The organism is Neomoorella sulfitireducens, from assembly GCF_024733845.1.
GTDB classification, from domain to species: domain Bacteria; phylum Bacillota; class DSM-521; order Neomoorellales; family Neomoorellaceae; genus Neomoorella; species Neomoorella sulfitireducens.
On record NZ_JANRHG010000005.1, the window covers coordinates 39,957 to 58,694 of the forward strand.

At 48.2% G+C, this 18,738-nt stretch carries 23 protein-coding genes and 1 riboswitch; of the genes, 3 read left to right on the top strand and 20 right to left on the bottom strand.

Annotated elements, in window-relative coordinates; all coding sequences use genetic code 11:
* Positions 1 to 10 precede the first annotated feature (10 nt).
* The 8 genes from fliE to NWF31_RS06680 all read right to left on the bottom strand — a co-directional run bounded on the left by fliE (position 11) and on the right by NWF31_RS06680 (position 5,672).
* Complete coding sequence (gene fliE / locus NWF31_RS06645; RefSeq protein WP_258359728.1) at positions 11 to 322, bottom strand: flagellar hook-basal body complex protein FliE; 312 nt, start codon at positions 320 to 322, stop codon at positions 11 to 13.
* Between the two features lie 175 nt (positions 323 to 497).
* A complete protein-coding gene (gene flgC / locus NWF31_RS06650) occupies positions 498 to 923 on the bottom strand; it encodes a flagellar basal body rod protein FlgC (protein ID WP_258359729.1) in 426 nt (141 codons plus the stop codon).
* 113 nt (positions 924 to 1,036) lie between these two features.
* Complete coding sequence (flgB, locus tag NWF31_RS06655) at positions 1,037 to 1,435, bottom strand: flagellar basal body rod protein FlgB (RefSeq protein WP_258359730.1); 399 nt, start codon at positions 1,433 to 1,435, stop codon at positions 1,037 to 1,039.
* Positions 1,436 to 1,596: 161 nt separating this feature from the next.
* A riboswitch (cyclic di-GMP riboswitch) is annotated at positions 1,597 to 1,731 on the bottom strand.
* Positions 1,732 to 1,905: 174 nt separating this feature from the next.
* Entirely contained in the window at positions 1,906 to 2,148 is a 243-nt protein-coding gene (locus tag NWF31_RS06660; RefSeq protein WP_258359731.1) for an AbrB/MazE/SpoVT family DNA-binding domain-containing protein, read from the bottom strand.
* Positions 2,149 to 2,637, bottom strand: a complete 489-nt coding sequence (gene flgN, locus NWF31_RS06665; RefSeq protein ID WP_258359732.1) for a flagellar export chaperone FlgN — start codon at positions 2,635 to 2,637, stop codon at positions 2,149 to 2,151.
* A gap of 2 nt (positions 2,638 to 2,639) precedes the next feature.
* The gene (gene fliS, locus NWF31_RS06670; RefSeq protein WP_258359733.1) at positions 2,640 to 3,095 is read right to left on the bottom strand and encodes a flagellar export chaperone FliS; all 456 of its coding nucleotides are present in this window, start codon (positions 3,093 to 3,095) and stop codon (positions 2,640 to 2,642) included.
* A 98-nt stretch (positions 3,096 to 3,193) separates the two neighbouring features.
* Positions 3,194 to 5,092, bottom strand: a complete 1,899-nt coding sequence (gene fliD, locus NWF31_RS06675; RefSeq protein WP_258359734.1) for a flagellar filament capping protein FliD — start codon at positions 5,090 to 5,092, stop codon at positions 3,194 to 3,196.
* A gap of 217 nt (positions 5,093 to 5,309) precedes the next feature.
* Positions 5,310 to 5,672 carry a flagellar protein FlaG gene (locus tag NWF31_RS06680; protein WP_258359735.1) on the bottom strand — a complete coding sequence of 121 codons (363 nt, stop codon included), beginning with the start codon at positions 5,670 to 5,672 and terminating at the stop codon, positions 5,310 to 5,312.
* Between the two features lie 145 nt (positions 5,673 to 5,817).
* Here NWF31_RS06680 and NWF31_RS06685 point away from each other — a divergent pair, with 145 nt between their 5' ends.
* Positions 5,818 to 6,072, top strand: coding sequence for a type II toxin-antitoxin system Phd/YefM family antitoxin (locus NWF31_RS06685; protein WP_258359736.1), 255 nt, complete (start codon positions 5,818 to 5,820; stop codon positions 6,070 to 6,072).
* 6 nt (positions 6,073 to 6,078) lie between these two features.
* Positions 6,079 to 6,504 (top strand): type II toxin-antitoxin system VapC family toxin, encoded by a 426-nt coding sequence (locus tag NWF31_RS06690; RefSeq protein WP_258359737.1) that lies wholly within the window; start codon positions 6,079 to 6,081, stop codon positions 6,502 to 6,504.
* Between the two features lie 10 nt (positions 6,505 to 6,514).
* Here NWF31_RS06690 and NWF31_RS06695 read toward each other — a convergent pair whose 3' ends face one another.
* Both NWF31_RS06695 and NWF31_RS14925 read right to left on the bottom strand, forming a co-directional pair.
* Positions 6,515 to 6,892, bottom strand: a complete 378-nt coding sequence (locus tag NWF31_RS06695; protein ID WP_258359738.1) for a type II toxin-antitoxin system HicB family antitoxin — start codon at positions 6,890 to 6,892, stop codon at positions 6,515 to 6,517.
* A gap of 73 nt (positions 6,893 to 6,965) precedes the next feature.
* Positions 6,966 to 7,115: a type II toxin-antitoxin system HicA family toxin gene (locus tag NWF31_RS14925; protein WP_258359868.1), complete on the bottom strand. Its 150-nt coding sequence runs from the start codon at positions 7,113 to 7,115 to the stop codon at positions 6,966 to 6,968.
* Between the two features lie 255 nt (positions 7,116 to 7,370).
* On the opposite strand from NWF31_RS14925, the gene NWF31_RS06705 reads away from it, so the two are divergent.
* The gene (locus NWF31_RS06705) at positions 7,371 to 8,261 is read left to right on the top strand and encodes an endonuclease (protein ID WP_258359739.1); all 891 of its coding nucleotides are present in this window, start codon (positions 7,371 to 7,373) and stop codon (positions 8,259 to 8,261) included.
* Between the two features lie 6 nt (positions 8,262 to 8,267).
* Here NWF31_RS06705 and NWF31_RS06710 read toward each other — a convergent pair whose 3' ends face one another.
* The 10 genes from NWF31_RS06710 to NWF31_RS06755 form a co-directional block, all read right to left on the bottom strand.
* The gene (locus NWF31_RS06710; RefSeq protein WP_258359740.1) at positions 8,268 to 8,813 is read right to left on the bottom strand and encodes a DUF8042 domain-containing protein; all 546 of its coding nucleotides are present in this window, start codon (positions 8,811 to 8,813) and stop codon (positions 8,268 to 8,270) included.
* A 30-nt stretch (positions 8,814 to 8,843) separates the two neighbouring features.
* Positions 8,844 to 10,550, bottom strand: coding sequence for a motility associated factor glycosyltransferase family protein (locus NWF31_RS06715; protein ID WP_258359741.1), 1,707 nt, complete (start codon positions 10,548 to 10,550; stop codon positions 8,844 to 8,846).
* A 116-nt stretch (positions 10,551 to 10,666) separates the two neighbouring features.
* Positions 10,667 to 11,479, bottom strand: coding sequence for a flagellin N-terminal helical domain-containing protein (locus NWF31_RS06720; protein ID WP_277998879.1), 813 nt, complete (start codon positions 11,477 to 11,479; stop codon positions 10,667 to 10,669).
* 196 nt (positions 11,480 to 11,675) lie between these two features.
* Positions 11,676 to 12,878: a glycosyltransferase family protein gene (locus NWF31_RS06725; protein WP_258359743.1), complete on the bottom strand. Its 1,203-nt coding sequence runs from the start codon at positions 12,876 to 12,878 to the stop codon at positions 11,676 to 11,678.
* Positions 12,879 to 12,906: 28 nt separating this feature from the next.
* A complete protein-coding gene (locus NWF31_RS06730; RefSeq protein WP_258359744.1) occupies positions 12,907 to 13,647 on the bottom strand; it encodes an acylneuraminate cytidylyltransferase family protein in 741 nt (246 codons plus the stop codon).
* A 47-nt stretch (positions 13,648 to 13,694) separates the two neighbouring features.
* Positions 13,695 to 14,759: a nucleotidyltransferase family protein gene (locus NWF31_RS06735; protein ID WP_258359745.1), complete on the bottom strand. Its 1,065-nt coding sequence runs from the start codon at positions 14,757 to 14,759 to the stop codon at positions 13,695 to 13,697.
* Positions 14,760 to 14,777: 18 nt separating this feature from the next.
* On the bottom strand, positions 14,778 to 15,794 hold the full coding sequence (gene neuB, locus NWF31_RS06740) for an N-acetylneuraminate synthase (RefSeq protein WP_258359746.1): 1,017 nt from the start codon (positions 15,792 to 15,794) through the stop codon (positions 14,778 to 14,780).
* Positions 15,745 to 16,956, bottom strand: coding sequence for a UDP-N-acetylglucosamine 2-epimerase (gene neuC / locus NWF31_RS06745; protein ID WP_258359747.1), 1,212 nt, complete (start codon positions 16,954 to 16,956; stop codon positions 15,745 to 15,747). Before neuC ends, neuB begins: the two co-directional genes overlap by 50 nt.
* Entirely contained in the window at positions 16,931 to 17,680 is a 750-nt protein-coding gene (locus tag NWF31_RS06750) for a PHP domain-containing protein (protein WP_258359748.1), read from the bottom strand. Before NWF31_RS06750 ends, neuC begins: the two co-directional genes overlap by 26 nt.
* Positions 17,680 to 18,723 (bottom strand): ATP-grasp domain-containing protein, encoded by a 1,044-nt coding sequence (locus NWF31_RS06755; RefSeq protein WP_258359749.1) that lies wholly within the window; start codon positions 18,721 to 18,723, stop codon positions 17,680 to 17,682. The genes NWF31_RS06750 and NWF31_RS06755 overlap by 1 nt, the downstream gene beginning before the upstream one ends.
* Positions 18,724 to 18,738: the final 15 nt, after the last annotated feature.

The following is an 18,738-nucleotide window of genomic DNA, read 5'->3' on the forward strand; positions in this document are numbered from 1 at the left end:
CCCGGCGGCGTTAGAACTGCATGCGGGAAATTTCCTGGTAAGCCTCCACGGCCCTGTTGCGTACCTGCACCGCCAGCTGCAGGGCCAGGTTGGCCTCCTCCAGGGCCAGCACTACCTGGTGGACGTCTTCGATTTTGCCGGCCAGGTACTCCTGGGTAAGGACATCGGCCTTTTGCTGCAGCGCGCTTATTTCCTCCAATTTTTCCAGCAGTATGTCGCTAAAGGCCCTGCCTGTGGTCCCCGGGTCCCGCGATACGGGTTGGGACTGCTGGCCACCCTGGACGGGAGCCGGCATTAATAGGGATACAGGTGCAAGGATCATAGACACTTTCCTCCTGAAAGTTTATAACCCAGCTTCCTGCAGGCTGGAGGGTACAGCCTCCGGGCTCCGGTGGTTCTCGGCTAGCAAACTTAGCGATCAGCCTGTATCCTCCAACTTCTTTTCTCAGCCCTATATTTTCATGCTTCATGGCGAGGGCGGCAGCCAAACCCTGCCTCTAACGCCCGATTTCCAGGGCCTTCATGGTCATGGCCTTGGCCGCATTCAGTACGGTGACGTTGGCCTCATAGGCCCTGGTAGCGGTGATCAAGTCCACCATTTCGTTAACGATATTGATATTCGGCAAGGCCACATAACCGTCGGCACCGGCATCCGGATGGGACGGGTCGTACACCAGGCGGGGCGGCGTGCTATCCTCTACAATGGCCGCCACCTCAACCCCCCTGCCCGGGGCCAGGCCGGGCGTCTGTCCCATGGCTTCCCGCAGCTTTTCCGCAAAAACAGGAACCTGCCGCCGGTAGGGGCCGCCCCGGGGTGTCCTGGTGGTATTGATATTGGCCAGGTTGTTGGCGATAAGATCCAGGCGCAGGCGCTCGGCCGTGAGCCCGGAAGCGCTGATGGCCAAGGCCGGTAACAGTTCCATTCATCCTACCTCCATCCCGTATATTTATCAACCGGTTGCCGGCAACAGGCCTGGCGCAGGAGCGTCACGAACGGCAATACGGCATCCTCTCCAGCTCCAGCATCCGGGCCGCCTCATCGCCGGCCTTCATTTATGGCATAGCGCAGCATGGCCAGCCGGCCGTTGAGCTGCTGGGCGGCGAAGTTAAAGTTCAAGCTGTTCTGGGCCAGGTCGACCATCTCCCGGTCGATGTCCACGTTGTTGCCGTCCTGGCGCATGGTGGTACTGTTGTCCTGGACAATTTCCGGGGAAAGATCTAAACCTGTGGCCGGCAAATGGGCGGGATTGGTACGATATAGGGCTACACTCTCCTCCAGTCCCAGGGCCCGGCCGAGCTTCTCTTCAAAGGTGACATCATAGCGCTTGTAGCCCGGCGTATTGACGTTGGCCACGTTGTGGGCGATGACCCGCTGGCGTAACGCCGCCGTATCCAGGGCCTTTTCCAGGACGTACAATGCCGGCGTCATAAACATCCATCTTTCCTCCTTTTTCCCGGAAAAACGATGTTTTTCTCCAACAGTTACCACTTTAGCACTTGTATGGTAATTTTTGCATCGGGCTTAAGGCCTAAAATTTACCGGGACTTTGGTCCTAAAAGAAAAGCCCGTCTGGCGGGCAACTCCGGGTAACCGGGGACGGCGGCCTGGCGATCATAGCCCTTGCCGGTGTCACGGGGATATGGATTCGTAAACCCTTTAACCGTCAAACAGGGGCCTTAGACCCATGGCTTTGCGCGCATCCCCTTTCGGGGAGCTTGCCCTTGACGCCCATGGTAAGAAAATTTTACCTTGATATTGTCAATAATTATTCAACATGTTTTGCCAAATTCCTTCATGTTGAGAGAAAATTATCCAAAAAAATAAGGGCCGTTCGCCATCAAGGCAACGGCCCCCATTTTTCCGTTAAATTTTCGCTCGGCTCATCTTCGTGATAACTTCTCCGGCTACTTGATTAAACCCACCCATACCTGCTGGTGCCTTTCCTGCCGGATGCTTTCCAGCTGCAGGCGCCGCAGGATGACCGTTTCGCCCTGCACTTCCACGGCCAGATGATCTCCTGTCTCCCATCCCAGGAGTTCCCGGATCTCCTTGGGGATAACTACCTGTCCCCGGCTTGATAGTTTTGTTATCTCCACAGGATTGCTCATATTTTTATTTTCCCTGCCCCGCTCAATGTCTTTTTTCACTCATAGCCGCCGGTCCAGGCAACGTGGCACCGCCGTTTTATTTTCCCGTTTGTAGGTACGGCACATCTGCCTGGCTGCCTGAACCTGCTCCACTTGCGCCTTGACTGCCGCCATGGCTTCTTGCACGTCTTTTAAGTTGGTTTCCTGCAGTTGCCGGCACTCTTCATATAGATGCCGTAGTTGCCGGGAGGCTGCGGCCAGCTCCTGGCGGGCGGCTGCAGGCAGGAAATCGAGCTTGTCCCACTCCGGAGGTTCGCATCCAGACACTAGTACCAGGAGCTCTTCAAGCTGCCGGGTGGCCTGCCGCGCCCCGGTCATCCTTTCCTTCCACGCCGTGTCTCCTGCCAGGAGCTTATTCAATTCATCCCACGCAGCGCCTTGAATGGCCTGCCGTTGCTGCTTTAAAATAAGTCGCCACTCCTGCAGCAGTTCAATTTCCTCGCAGTACGACCTGAAAAGCCTTCCGGCCACCTTTTCTGCCTCGCCCATCGTCACCCCTGCCAGTGTGTACTCACCCGCGTGCGATAGTCGTGGGTCTGGTAAATCCTTGTCGCTTCTTCCCAGGTGTCCCGCAGCTGCTGCAGCAGGTCGATTACCTCGTTAATCATCCTGGCGCTCTTTTTCACATTGGCCTGGACCAGGTGACGGTACATGAAGTCGTAGAGCTTGTAAAGGTTTTCCGCCACTTCGCCTGCGTCCCTGTTTAAAGTCACCATCAATTCGCCCAGGATGTCCTGGGCGCGTCCCAGGTTATTGTTTACCCCGGCATAATCCTTTTTGTCCATAGCAGCCAGGCCCTGGCGGCAGAAACGCAGGGCGCCGTCGTAAAGCATCAGCACCAGCTTTTCCTGGGACAGGGTCTGGACCTGGTTTTGCCGGTAGGCCTGGTAAGGGTTGTTCACAGCCATTGGTGACACCTCGATGCCCTTTGCAACTTTAATAGCCATAGTTTTATAGTCCTTATTTTCCGGCCAAATCAGGCCGGTTTGGTTGCAGGTTAAAATGTTTTCCTCGTTTCTCAAAAGCTTTACGGTGGCCCTTCAGGCTACTCCTGCTGGTAGCTCCCCAATCCGTAAATCTGCTGGGCCAGCCAGTTCCCCTGGCTCTGCAGAGCCGCCAGGGCCTGCTCCATGGCCGTAAACTGCCGCCGGAGCTGCTCCTCCTTCATGGCCAGCCTGTCCTCCATCCGGGCGATCTGGCCGTCAATGTCGTCCATTATTTTCTGCAGGGACTGCTCCCGGGAGGGGATGAGGCCGTCCGCGGAACGGACAAGGGATGTAAGATATTCATCCAGCTTGTCAACCAGCCCGGTCTTGCCGCTGTTGCTAAATACAGCCATCACGGCCGCCGGGTCTGCCTCTAGAGCGGCCGCCAGCTTATCCGTATCGAGGGTAATCTTGCCGCTGCGGTCGAAGGTTAAAGCGCCGCTCCCAGCTACATCGCCAGTAGAAATACCGATACTCCACGGCGTCTGGTAGACCCCTGTTAAGCCGTCAATTTTGTCGGTCATCAGTCGCCACAGGGAACTCCGCAAACGCGCCACGGTGGGATCGCCCTGCAGGTCACCATCCTCCCCGGCTTTTGTACTAATAAAATCCATCACCGAGTTGTACTGGTCCACCATAGCCTTGATAGCATCGACGGCCTTCTGGGTATCGCTGCTTATTTCCAGGTTCAGGGTTTCTGCCGGTTCAATTGTACCGCTGCCGTTGGTATCGGTTACGCCTAGCAGGTTAAGGGTAACCCCCTGGATAACGTCGGTAACAGTGTTGGTGGAGCGGGTTATGGCAAGGCCGTCGATTGTAAATTCGGCGTCCTGGGCGTCCTGGACCACCGCGCCGGACAAAATATTTCCACTCGCATCCACCAGCCCCAGCCTATTGAGAATACCGTCCGGATCGGAAAAAGAAATGGCCCCGGCGGCACCGGTGGTTTTGCTGGTCAGTACCAGGCGGTGGTCAACGACGTTGGCCGTCACAATATCCCCCGCCCCGGTCGTTTCCCCCTCAGGGGGAATAGCATTGATGAGGGAAACAATAGACTGCAGGCTGTCATTTTCGCTAATAGTGATAATCCTGGTTTCACTACCAACGGTAATACTGAAAGAACCGCGCAGGCCCAGGGCAACTGTATCGGAGGTAATGGGTACGGACGGCTGGAAGGTGGCCGTCCAGTCGGCAAGCATGGGAATAACGCTGGAGCTAAAATTTCCGTTTAAAGTTGCCTTAATCTCTAACTGTTGCACATTACCGCTAATATCAGCAGTCAAGGTATGACTTTTAAAAACTCCCGAACCATCACCGTTTAAACTGCCCAGTGTCTTCCATTCACTCCACGTAGTACCATCAAAAGTTCGATATTGGTATACATAATTTGTATTTAACCTCTCCTGCTGGTTGACCATTAAAGTAAGGCGGCCGCCATTTACCGCATTAATGCTAATAGTTTTTGAGGTAATACTTCCCGTTGTTCCCGAAGCTAATTTTAACACGCCATTTACTGTATCCTGGGTCAAATTACTCACGGTAGCTATACTGCTGGTAAAGGAGGAGTCATTAAAAGTATCTGATAACAATTGGGTTTCTGTGCCATAAACCAGAGGTTGCTGGCTCGCCACTTTATGGGCCTGGGCCAGCTGGATGATGCCTATACGGTAACTGCCGGCGGCGGCGCTGCTGGCTGCCGTGGCCGTCAGAGCCACGGTATTGCTGGAAGTGGCTTTCATGCCTGTATAGGTGGAGGCCAGTTTAAGACTGCTGAGCTTGCTCTTTAAGTTGCTCAAACGGGTATAAATATCGTGCCAGGCGTTTTTCTCCACGTTATACTGGTCTTTGCGTTGCTGAAGCCTGGTCAGAGGTACCCTTTCGAGGTTCATTAGTTGTGTAATAATCGATTCGGTGTCCAGGCCCGATGCCAGGCCGGTAAAATAAATGCCGCCAGCCATTTATAAAGCCCTCCCGAATTTATCTCCCACTTAAGAAACATGCCAAAGCAATCTTTCCGGCCCTGTTCCGGCAATACCTCGCTCTAACGGCGATCTGTCACGGCAAGCAGGCAAAGCTGTCCTACCGCCACCAGGCTGAAACAGGTTAAAAACTTCTAGCGCCCATCTCGAACCCTTCTTAAGCAATCAGGCGCCAGACAGGTCTGCAGGATAAGTCCTAAATCAGCTCGTCCAAAAGAAGCCCCACCATGTACTGCATCTGGCTGGTCACCTTCAGCACATTTTCCGGCGGGATGCGGCGGATAACTTTACCCTCACTGGCGTCGATGACCAGGACGTAAATCTCGCCCTTTTCGTGGTCGAGTTTGAAGCGCAGCTTTATATTGAAGAGGTCCGTAGCCGCGTTGAGTTTTTCCACCGCCTGCTGTAAATCGCCCCGGGAATAACCGGCCTCACCCTCCTGGCGGCGCTTTTCCTGCTCGTTGTCCACGTTAATCTTTTTGGCATCCTGCACTGCCGGTTTCTGCGTCTGGCTCTGGATCTGGTTTAATACTAAAGGATCGACTCCCTCGACCCGCACTATTGCCACCTCCACGGTGTTTCGCTATTTTTTTATATCGACAGATAATTGCCCTGCTTGAGGTTTAATATTGGAATTAAAGCCAACTATAGCTTGATTTCATTTTCTAATAGTTATATAATATGGCTAGTGGAGGTGACCATTTATGTTGACTATTAATGTAACCCAGGCTAAAGAACAATTCCTGGAAATAATACGTCAGGTAGAAGATTGGGAAAGTGTAGTATTGGAAAAAAGAGGTAAACCCGTGGCTGCCCTCCTACCCTACGAGGAATACGCCAGCCTGCGGCGCATAAAAAATTTCCTTGACATGCAGGAACTCTCCGCGGCCTTGAAAGATGCGGGGATAACGGCGAAAGAAATATATCAAGACTCACGCAAAGAATTAGAAACGAGGTAGAAAACATTGGACATTGTAGCGGATGCGAGCGCTATTCTCTGCGCTTATTTCCCCGACGAACTTTCCCCCAGGGCCAAAAAAATAATGCTCGATTATGCTTTAGGCCGGATCAACCTTTGCGGACCACGATTGCTGATCCTCGAGCTAATCAATGCCTGTTTGGTGGCTGCCAGGCGCCGCAGGATTAGCGAAGAAATTTTATTGAAAATGGCAAAGGAAGTTTCTTCCCTGCAGATCCTCTGGGTAGATATCGAAAAAGAAGCAGGAACTGTTTTTTCTTTAAGCCGCAAATACCAGATTACCGCCTATGACGCTGCCTATATCGTTTCAGCCCGGCTAAAAGGATGCGAATTTTTCACCGCCGATGAACGTTTATACAATGCCGTGAAACACGACCTAAATTTTGTACGCCTGTTGGGTGAGTACGAGTAAAAAAGCTTAATTACCTGCTCAACTTGTAAAGGGCGTACTGGTTCAGGGAAACACCCTCCTTCTGTGCTTCTATAGCCAGTTTTCTATGAAGGCTTTTAGGAATCCGTAGCACAAATTTACCGCTGTAATTCTCGCTGCCGGTGGGTTCTGGAATGGGATCTCCATGTTCCAGCTTTACTTCCAGCCACCCTTCCATCACCTCACGTAAATTTCTATATGCTTCCTCAAAAGTGCTGCCATGGCTCTGGCAGCCATCAAGCTCTAGTACCCGGCCGAAAAAATAGCTGCCGCTTTCATCGCTTACCGGCTGAATTAAATAAGTGTAGGGTAAGTTCATATAGTAGCTGACGTCTCTACTTTCAGTCATGGTTTCAAGGCAGGAGTTCATTTGATTTTCCGGGGATAGAACCCGGCTTATTTACTTCCCGACCTTTCCAGGATATCCCTAATGTAAGCAGCCTTTAATGATTTTCCTCTTTGATAGTAATAACATCGCCCTGGTTATTGCGGAAATGATGGTGGGAACCTTTCTTCCTCACCAATGTATAACCGAAACTTTCCAGAACATTAGCCGCCTCATTAAAACGAATCCCGTTAGGCTGCGTTTTCATCTTCTGGATAATTTTTTCTACTCCTGCAACCGACACCTCCTTCTTGTTTGTATAGTTTCACATTTGATACTATTGATCAAGGGTTAAGCTGTTTGACTTTTTATAAAGCAAAAGCCCCAGCTCGACTTGATATTGCTCAAACAACTTATGCTTATTCTGCTTTTTCCAGACTACAATAACAAAATATTTGACGCACATTAGTTCGTATGCTATACTAAATATAGCTTTGATATGCCGGTAAAAGCAGGTGCAAAGATGTCACACGAAGATTTACAAGCCTATTTAGCCCAGCATTACCCCGACACCGACAATAAGCTCCTGGCAGAAGAGCTGGGAATAACCGAAAATAGGTTGCGCAAACTCGCCTCTCGATACGGCATTAAAAAAAGCGATGGCTATAAACAAGAGCTACATAAAAAACTAATGCAGGCCAAGGAAGAAAAATATTTAGACAATCTACCGGGCATTGAGCCGAACCCGTATGAACTAAATATCATCGTTGGCAGCCTAATCGGTGATGGCTGCCTTGGGTTCGCGCCGCGCAGCCGCCAGGCTTTTTATCGCGAACATTTTGCCCCATCCCAGCGGGACTACCGGGTTTGGAAAGCAGGCCAGCTTGAAAGGCTTGGTTTTAAAATTACAAGGGATAATCATTTGCGCAGCCCCTCCCTGCCCGCTCTTACCCGGCTATATCATGCCTTTTACCTCGATAATCGCAAATGTCTTACAACGGAAAACATAAAACTCCTTACCCACCCAGTGGGCCTGGCCTGCCTTTTTATGGATGATGGCAGCCTGGTTATAAACTATAGCCGTAAAAAAGACGGCTTTTATATCTTCCCGCGTCTCACTTTTTATACCTTTGCTTTTACTGCCGAAGAGAACGACTTGCTTCGCCGGCACCTGGAAAAGACATTTGGCCTGGCTTTACGCTTAAAACCCTTCCCTTACGGCCACGGCTACGGCCTCGACAGCGGGCGTCAGGACACGATTCAAAAATTAATCTCCCTCATTAAACCTTATGCCAGGATGATCCCTTCCAAAGCAAAGCGCCTGGATATAACCCAACGCCTCTTGGCCAAGGACGCGGAACTGCGCCGGCGTTTTGGAGAAGAGTGCCGGAATACTACCATTGCTTTTATTTAAGCGTCTTCAGTTTTTGTTGAAGCAGTTCTTCTCTCTTAAAGCAGCCTCCCATTCATCCAGGAATGGCACCAGTTCATACTCAAACAAATCCCCTACCAGTACGTAATCTCTATTCTCCCATGCCTTTAATAAATCCTGAAGTTTATCCTTAAAGGTAGTTATGCGCTCTTCCGGCAAAAAACCCGGTTCGGCTAGATTAATATTTGCAAATGCTTCTATTAACCATTCCAATCCATCAATTATCTGGACAACCATAGAAAAAGCTTCCTCTTCCCTGCCTGTTTGGAAAAAGCGGCCTACACGAAGCATGTTATCCCTTACAATCGGGAGATACTGTTTGACTGAAATCTTAACTTCCTCGAGCAGTTCTGCTAAGGAACCGGTTTCTAATCTGATCTCTCGAACCTGTTTTTCATTTAATGCTTGCTCTAATGTACCGGCATATTCCTGCCCGTCAATTTTGATAGATTTTACCACCTGATTATTTTTAGCCAATGTTTTAACCAACTCTCCATCATTTGCCCACTCGCGATCGTTAACAAAGATCTTCACGCAAAAGCACCTCTTGTTTTTGAATGCTATTCAAACTGAACTCAACCTTTCGGCAGCTTGTGCCATGGCATCCTGGACAATATCTATCCCCTCAGCAAGACCCTGGTACAATAATAACGATTTTTTGGCCAGGCGCAAGCCCTCCGCCCGCCATTCAGCCTCGGGCCTGGAAAAGGGCCCTTTATTTAACTGAAACCATACAGGTTGAAAGACCATAGCTACCGGAAGTAACTCTTCACGCAAGTTATTAATTTCCGCATCAACCTTATCAAGGCGCTTCAAAATCTTATTAACTTGCTGCTGAGAGGGCATTTTAGAAGTAAAGGCCAACTCCAAATCCCTAGCCAGTCTCTCCCCCGTTCGACAAATCTTTATGGCTTTTTCCATTACAGCTTTTTCGGCTTTGATTTTTTCAGCTAGTTCCCCTGGTTTTATTTTGTTAAGGGGTTGGTAAGAAGAACAAATCTCTTTTATCCTAGTATCAGGATTAAATGGCTCCTGACAGTAGGTATCAATGGCCTGACGCAGGGTCATAACTTCCGTTCCCTTTATGCGCGCCCCGCCCTCAGTAGCGTTGATAATTCTGCGCCCGTTTGCAGTCATAGCAATCTGGGTCTCAATATATTGCAACATAGCATGTAAAGAACGATCGGTGATAACCTTACCACCGTAAAAACCTTCTATCTCCAAGAGACGCGATTTTTCTTTAGTTGGTTCTCTATTCTCGTAAACCGTACCTCGAGCATGGGTATTACCACCGGTAAAGGCCAGGTCCTGGCCGATAAAGATTATGGGATCCAGTCCCAGTTTTAATGCAAAATCAAAGGCATAATTGGCCACCGAGGGGCCCATCCGCACCTGTCCGGGGTCTAGATAACCCAAATTTTGCAACCATGTTTGAAAGATTTCAAAATAGACACTAGCAATTAAACAACCTTTATACTCTTCTAAGATGCGCGGGTAAATAATTGGATCAAAAAGCAGAGGAAAGCCTGTAGTATCTATTCCCTCAAAGTGCCGGAAGTTAGCTTTTCCACCATCAATGGAAACTCCTATATCGGGATTAATGCCTGTAGCCAAAACCGGCTTAAGTGCCGTGCCCACGGTTAGGATTATAGCCTTACCTTTTGCTTCTTTTAATAAACTGAGATTTTTATTCAGAGAAGGGCCGGCAGAAACAATTATTCCTGGCTTGCTTTGAAAAACTCCATAAAAGGACTTCACCGGCGTGGAAGTTAAAACTTTAGCAAGATTTAAAAAGAAATTTCTGGTCCAGGTTACAGAAAAACGTAAAGCTGTATTGAGAGAGCATAGAAGACCAAATAAAATATCGTTAATCTCCCGCCTGTACTTGAGAAATTCCTGTGGAAATACACGTTCTAACGGTTTGTACTCTATTACCTTAACCCTTTCCAAAAGGAACTGGTCGATATGGGCAGTTAAAAAATTTTGAAGAGGCTGTTCATGGTGAAATATTATTATTTTCCCTGTTTGTTCTAGATTCTTTAAGGCAGGATTGAAAAAGCAATACTTCAATAACTCCACAGCCGGCTCGACGGCGATAATTTTGACTTCATTCGCTTTTTCCACCAAGGCGGCCAAATGATAACCTAGACCTACCCCCAGTACGATTAAGGTATCCCCTGGCTGGTAAGAAACTTCAGCCGCCCAGCGCTTTCCCTCGTTGAGAGGATCATAACTGCTATGTAACCATTTATTGCCATATCGTAAAGTCAAAGCCCCATTTCTCGCCTTTGTAATTTCAAAATGACATTGCATAATAGCAGCCAGATTCTCCTTTTAATTTAATAAGGCTGGCCGGTACGTACCGGCCAGCCATATAGATGTTAATTTTACTGTAAAAGTTGCAGTACGGTCTGCGGCTGAGCGTTTGCCTGGGCTAGCATGGCCGTACCAGCCTGGGCCAAGATTTGGTTCTTGGTAAAGTTCACCATCTCCTGGGCCATATCCAGATCGCGGATACGGGATTCGGCCGCGCTGAGGTTCTCGGAGGCTACGCTCAAGTTGGCAATAGTATGTTCCAAGCGATTCTGGATGGCCCCCAGTTTGGACCTTTCTGTTGAAACCTTTTTAATAGCAGTATCAATAGTAGAAATTGCATCATCTGCTTTGGTTTGCGTCGAGATAGATAAGCCATTAACCCCGATTGCTGAGACACTCATAGTTCCTATTGTAACCGTAAGCGTTTGATCAGAATTTGCCCCGATATGAATCACTGCATTGGCAAAAGAGCCATTTAACAGGTTCTTAGTATTAAATTGAGTAGTATCAGCAATACGGTCTATTTCCGCCAGTAATTGAGAAATTTCTTGCTGGAGTTGAGCCCGATCTTCGTCCGTATTGGTATCGTTGGCCGACTGGACAGCGAGTTCCCGCATGCGCTGTAAAATACTGTGGGTCTCATTTAGTGCCCCTTCGGCTGTTTGAATCAGGGAGATGCCGTCCTGGGCATTGCGAATTGCTTGATTGAGACCTCTGATCTGGCCGCGCATTTTCTCGCTGATGGCCAATCCGGCGGCATCGTCGGCAGCCCGGTTGATCCGCAGGCCCGAAGACAATTTTTCCATGGACTTGGTCAGGGCGTTATTGGTAACTGTCAGGTTCCGGTAGGCATTGAGGGCCGAAATGTTCTGATTGATACGCATGTACATTCATCCTCCATGACTTTAGTTTTGGCATCCCTGCCATTTTACTTTGGAAAACAAACCCGGTTCTTTCTATCATTTATAAATCATCATAGCGTAAGTCACATACCACCTCCTGCAAGGGAATCTTAAAACTGCACCTTCCTGTATATTGTTATATCGTCAATAGCAACAAAAGGTTTAGGCACTGGCGGCCTTATGATACCCTAAGATTCTTTAACGACTTATATGTCTCGATAACATCCAGGATTCTTTTCGCCCTGACAACCCAGGTATGTCTTTCTTCCGCTTTACGTTTACCCGCCAATCTCAGCAACTCAATTTTATCGGGATTTTCCAGGAGCCCGTAAATTTTTGTCGGTAATTCATGGAGTTTGCTCCACGAATAAAGAATAATATCTTCGCCATCAGTGAATTCCTCGGAGTAAAAACTGTTAGTGTTAGAAAGTGTAGCTGCCCCGTTTATCATGGCTGAAAACACCCGTTCGTGGCCGCCATTTGCAAAATTTTGATCAATATTAAGCACCATCTTTGCCTGTTCCATTAAGCCGAGCATTTCTAAGAAGCCCACCGGCTGATGGATTAAGAAGTTGTTTTTCGCTTTAATCCGGGCTTTTTCCCAGTTGGCACCATACACATGGACCCTCAAGCCGGAATCGGCAAGCACATGCAAGCACTGGCGCCGGCGATAAGCGCGGACAAATTTGTCAACAAAAGGCAACAGCAATATCAGTTTATTTGACAGTTCATTGTTCAGATAAATACCCCTGGATGCAAGAACATTTTCAGCCGCCATCGCCAGGTTTATATAATCTTTACCCAGGATATAATCCACTATTTCATCCAAAAGCCTTGCTATAGTAGTATTTAGACTAACCCAGATATTACGTATATTATCCGGGTCTTGATATGAGCCCCCGAACAAAATATCTATTCCCCGAATGCCATCCTGTTGAACGCTTCTAGAATCAATAACATCCCTTGCTTTACATCCTCCATGAGGAAGGAAAAAGCAGGTCCGCTGATTACCATAATAACTGTTAACAAAATTAATATGCGAACGATCCACACATCCGATTAACAAATTCTCTGCCGGATATTCCAAACGCTGTAAGTGATAAACTGGATCGTCTACCAGGGCAGCAATAAAAGGTATGCCCAGGGAATCATATAAAGATTTCCCGCTTATTTTCAGATCTAAGCCTATCGCATTAAAAGCAAAAACAAACTCGCAGGGTTGGCTAAAAGCTTCCTGCAATTGCTGACCGGCACTGCTGGCCAGAAGGTCTACGATATAAACCTCTTTACCTAAGGATTTAAAAGCCTCACCTAACTGGTCGACAAAGACTCGAAGTACATCATACTGCGACTGACCTTTATAAATAACAATATGTCCCAAAATGATACCTCCAAACAAGCGGTAATTCTCATTTCATATCCCTCATCAACACATCCGCCAGAACAAAATCCATTTCCCTATCAATATCCACCGACCGCTCTTTGGGCATAATATAGGCATAAGTGCCCGGACCATAAAAGGAGCTTTCCTTTTTACAAAACTCCCATTCGCCCAGATATATCGCCCCGTTCAGGCGGTAAAAAACAGGCAGCTCCTGCCGGTTTAAATTTAAAACCTCAGGCCGGAGGAAGTTTTCCATGTTTAAATCTTCGGGAAGAGTGTTACACCACCAGGGGTGGTGGTCAACCTCACATACCGAAACGACTGCTTGAGCATCACGTTCCAGCATCAACCGGCATGCTCCCAGGATGTCTTCAACAGCCCGCAGGGGGCTGGTGGGTTGCAAGACCATTACCCAATCATAAAGGCGCCCGTTTTCTTCGCACCAGACCATGGCGTGGGCCAGGACATCGCTTCCCCGGGCCGTATCGGTAGCCAGTTCCACCGGGCGGATAAAGGGTACTTCCGCCCCGGCTTCCCGGGCTATCCTGGCGATCTCTTCGCCGTCAGTCGAAACCAGCAGGTAATCAAAAACGCCGCTCTCCCTGGCGGTTTCAATGGTATAGACGATTAAAGGCTTCCCCGCCAGAGGTCTGATGTTTTTCCCCGGCACGCCTTTAGATCCGGCCCGGGCGGGGATAAAACCGAGTATGGTTTTACCTTGATACATCAATTCTTCTCCTTTCCGCTTGTGAACAGATACTGCCATTGGGGTCGCTACCGCGGCCTGCGGAGATGCCGGGACCGGCAATTACCTTATCTTAGACCGTCGAAGGCCCGCAGGGTCTGACGGTATTCATCCCACTGGCCGATATCAAACCAGCGGCCATGATGGGGATATACTCCAACCCGGAGGCCTTTATCTTTGGTGGCCATAATTAAATCCGTCATATGTATGAAAGAACTATTATCAAGGCCCTCTAAAACCTCGGGTTCCAGCACATACAGGCCGATATTGACCAGAAAATGGAAACTGGGCTTCTCTTCTATCTGGTGAAATTCCCCGGCGTCGGTACGCAAAACGCCGTAGGGAATGGTAAAATCCCGCAGGGCTCCTACTATAGTCAGGGCATTCCCTTTCTCATGATGGTAACGCAGCAATTCCCCGTAATTCATCTCAATAATAACGTCGCAGTTGGTTACCAGAAAGGTTCCCTGAAGCTGCTGCCGCAGGAGCCCCAGGGCGCCGGCGGTCCCCAGGGGTTCTTCTTCCTGGACAAAATTTACTTTGTACGGCCGGCCGTTGCTATCGTTAAAATATAACTTTACTACTTCAGCTTTATAGCCCACTGAAAGAATAAACTGCGAAAATCCCTGGTCATAAAATCTATCCATTAAAACTTCTACTATCGGCTTATCGCCAAGGGGGATCATCGGTTTGGGTAAAATCTTGGTAAAAGGGTCCAGCCGGGTACCCTTCCCACCGGCCATAATCACCACCGGTTCCGGCCTCTCCTCGACCTTGCTTCCAAAAAGATCTATCCATAGTAACAGGTCCACTACCCGGTTTTCGTTATTTACCAGGGGAATGTGACGAATATTATGGGTCAACATTAACCTTCTCGCTAACTCTAAAGAAACACCTGCCGGCAAAACCTTGGGCTGGGCCTGCATAACCTTTCTGACAGGGACATCTAAACTTTCACCCCGTAACAATGCCCGGCGAATGTCGCCGTCGGTAATGAGGCCGAGGAGATGCCGTTCTGCATCTCCTACCAGCAGTACCTGCAGGCCGGCGCTGTCCATCCGCGGCAGGGCCAGCTTCAAGCTCTCCTGGGGCAGAGCCCAGATATCCTCCAGCTTATCATCATGCCAACCCATGGTTAACCCCTTATCCTTTTAAATCATATCCCAACTTAAAATACTCCCGGCCGCAATATCCCGCCTGGCCTGCCGGCCCACCACTACGTCCCAAAAATTCGGCGGGATGCCCGTCCCCGGCCTTCTGGCGGTCAGGCAGGATTCCGTGATTATTTCCCCGGCGGCTATGTCCCTGGCAGCCACCAGGCTGCGCCTGGCCGCCGGCATGATAGCCAGCTCGCCCGGCGCCGGCCGTTTGATGCCGTCCCCCAGGCTTTTTTCTACCTGGCGGATGGCCGCGACCATTTCTTTAAATTCTCCCGGCTCCAGGGAGGCGCGGTGGTCCGGGCCGGTGAAGGTACGATCTAAGGTTAAATGCTTCTCAATCACTTCTGCCCCCAAGGCCGCTGCCGCTATGGGTACGGCGATACCCATGGTGTGATCTGAATAGCCCACCGGTAGAGCGAAGGCCTGCTTCATGGTAAGCATGGCCCTTAAATTTACCTCCTCCGGCAGGGCCGGGTAATTGGTTGTGCAATGCAGCAGGGTGATGTCCCTCGCCCCGGCTTCCCGCAAAACCCGCAACGCACCTTCCACTTCACCCAGGGTCGCCATGCCGGTGGAAAGGATAACCGGCCGCTTTTTCCCGGCGATACGACGCAAGAAGGGATAGTTGGTTATTTCACCCGAAGGGATTTTAAAATAAGGCACTCCCAGTGCGGCCAGAAAATCAATGCTTTCCTGGTCGAAGGGAGAAGAAAGAAATATAATTCCCTTATGCCAGCAATAAGCATAAAGCTCCCGAAATTGGGCGTAGCTCAATTCCAGCCTTTTAATCATCTCCAGCTGGCTTTCGTCTTTTCCGGGCATGTTATCTTTTTGATATTGGGCCCGCTCGGCGCCGGGGGTAACTACTTTTTCAGCTTTGAAAGTCTGAAACTTTACGGCGTCTGCCCCCGCTTCTACCGCCGCATCTACCAGTTTCCTGGCCAGCCGTAAATCGCCATTATGGTTGACGCCCGCTTCGGCTATTATAAAAACATTCTGGTTCCCCATTTCCCCACTCCCAGTTATCTTCAGGAAGATCAATAAAATCTTTATAAAGCAATTTGCGATCTATCTCTACACTCTCTAATAAGTGTACAATACGTGGAACCGCATTCCCGTCCCCATAAATAGAAATGCAATTGGAAAATTGTAAACGGTATTCAGTGTCGAACGCAAGCTTTTCTAACACCATAGCAATTGTGTCAACATCAAAAGGTACAAATATAATGTTGTTAGAATGTTCCCGCTCTTTTTGCCGGTTACCGATATTTACTGCTGGCAAATGAAGAAAAGGAGCTTCATGGATACCTGCACTGGAGTTACCAACTAAAGCGACAGCATGACGCAAAAGATTTACAAATTGTAGGCGCGGTAAATTAGTATATGCCCGCAAAAAAGTATATTTACGTACATATTCATCAATAACCTCTATCATCCGTCGAGTTCCGGGATCGGAATTTGGCTTGATAATTACAGTTGGTAGCCCTACCTTAACTATAGCTTGTAAGGTAACATCTATCTGGGAGGCTCCTTCAGTAAACTCAGAAGAGATAGGATGCTGGAGTAAAACAAAATACTTGGCACCCAAAGAGATACCTAAACTGGTTTCCAGTTCCTCTAAAGAAAGGTCGGGTAGTGATTTTATGGCATCAAGCCCTGGAGAGCCAGTCACAGTTACGCGCCATTTCTCCTCGCCCATCTGCAGGATACGCCGGCCGCTCTGAACCGTAAAAGGGCAATGTAAATGAGCCATTTTAGTAACGGCATGACGTACATGGTCGTCTACATTTCCTATTACCCGATCCCCTCCGCCCAGATGTACGACAGGAATATTCAAATAATTACCTACGGTAGCCACTGCAAGGGATTCCTCGCGGTCACCCAGCACAAGTAAAAAGTCAGGCTCCCGTCGCCGGGCTATTTCAGCAAGCTCCATTGTAATTAACCCTAGCCCTTTTACTCTCCCTATCAATTCATCCGTATCAAATAGGGATAATATAGTTTCTACATCATTGAACCTATACTTAATTTGTTCTAATGTATAACCATAGCGGGGACTAAGATGAGCTCCCGTAGCCACAATTATAAGGTCTAATTTAGATGAGGCTTCTATTCCCTCTAATAAAGGCTCTAACAAAAAATACTCAGATCGAATACCTGTTACTACCATTACCTTCCGCCGAGTCATAATAACCTGATTTTATACCTCCATATAATTGTCTGGCTTCTAGCAAGCTAGACGAATTATTTGCTAGTTCCAGGCAAGAATGAGAGTCTGTGCCCCAGCTAATAATAGAACATGAGTTAACAATAAGCTGGATATATTCATCATTTAAACGATGCTTTGGGTTAACATTGATTTCCAATCCAAAGCCCGCCTGGTTAGCAAGCGCTATTAATCTGCTAACTTCATTCTGTTCTGGAAATAACCCGAGCTTTAACCACATACTAAAAGGATGACCCAGAATTACTCTTAGCTTGGGATTTTCTTGTTTAAGTATAATTAAATGCTTTCTAGTAAAGCCTCTTAAAGTTTCAAACCATGTTTTTTTAAATTCAAGCTGTCCTTTATTTTGATAAACTTCGCCAGGAAATTTATGGAAGGAAATAATTAAATTATCGAGTCTATGAGCCCACAATAAATTAAAATCGATATTTCCTTGCTCGTCAATAAACTTTACTTCCAGTCCCTTTCCAATTGTAATATCCCTATCTCTATACTTTTTCTTTAACTTTTCAAGTTCTCCCAAATAGGTTGGAATATAATCACTTTCTTTGCGTGCATGATCAGTAAAGCAAAGACAACTTATTCCTAGAGATAAAGCGGCTCGTATCATATCCTCCGGCTCATCTTGACCATCGGAAAAAGTTGAATGTATATGATTATCTGCCATTACCGGTATAGCTCCTGGAAAAAGCGGCCGCATTCTGTTTCCCAACGCACCTCACGGTTTTTAACTCGCCCATAGTAGATTAAATTTAGGGTTTCCTCAAACATATTGATGCCTCCCGCCAAGTCGGCAGCCAGCGTACCAGGAACCCGCGCATTTATTTCTAAAAGCTTGGGTTGTCCATATCTATCTTCTTTAAACTGGATATTCACAAGGTAAGACAGATTGAATAGCTTGATTAATTCCCTGGCACAGGCTATCAAAACCTCATGCCCGACCAGCCTGCTGACAGCTGCCTTACCGTCGACAACTACCTTTCGCTCCCTGGGTATAATAATCTCCGACTTACCTTCATAGCATAGTACATCCACGCTGTACTCCTTACCTGGCAGGTATTCCATAACAAAAAATTGTGCTAGGTCGTTCTCTTCTACAAGCAAGTCCAGCCATTCTAAGGGCACAGCTCCACCATGTTTGCTTCTCAGCCACTCGTCCCTTATTGGCTGTCCCAGCAAGATCACTCCCCGGCCCCCCTGGGCAAAACGGGATTTAAACACCACTTTTTCGTGGGAGTAGCCCAGCTTATAGGCAGCATGGTACAAGTCAACTTTGTTGCTTAGACGATAATATCTAGGGACAAAATGAGCAAGCGATGGTTGTTGAGCTACTCTATCTAATGTGCTCAACTTATCGCAAACCACTGCTACTTCTACAGGATTGTGAGAAACGGCTACAACTATTTCATGACATTTAAAAAGGTCCCTATTTCTCGCAAGGGGCACAAGTTCATTGGAGCTACAAGGAAAGACGACATTGACTCCTTTCTTAATACAGATTTTAAGCAGGGCATCAATAAACTCTTCCTCTTCCCCTCTTGGAATAATCTCCAGGGTTTCGCCAGTAAAGGTCGTATAGCTGAAACTATTATCTATATCAGCTGGTACTACCTCTACTTGAAAAGCCTGGATGCGCTTAAGAAGGTGGTAGTGGGAATATCCCGCCAACCCACCTGTAGCTGTGAGAAGTACCCTTATGCGATTATCCATCTTTTTAGCCCTTAT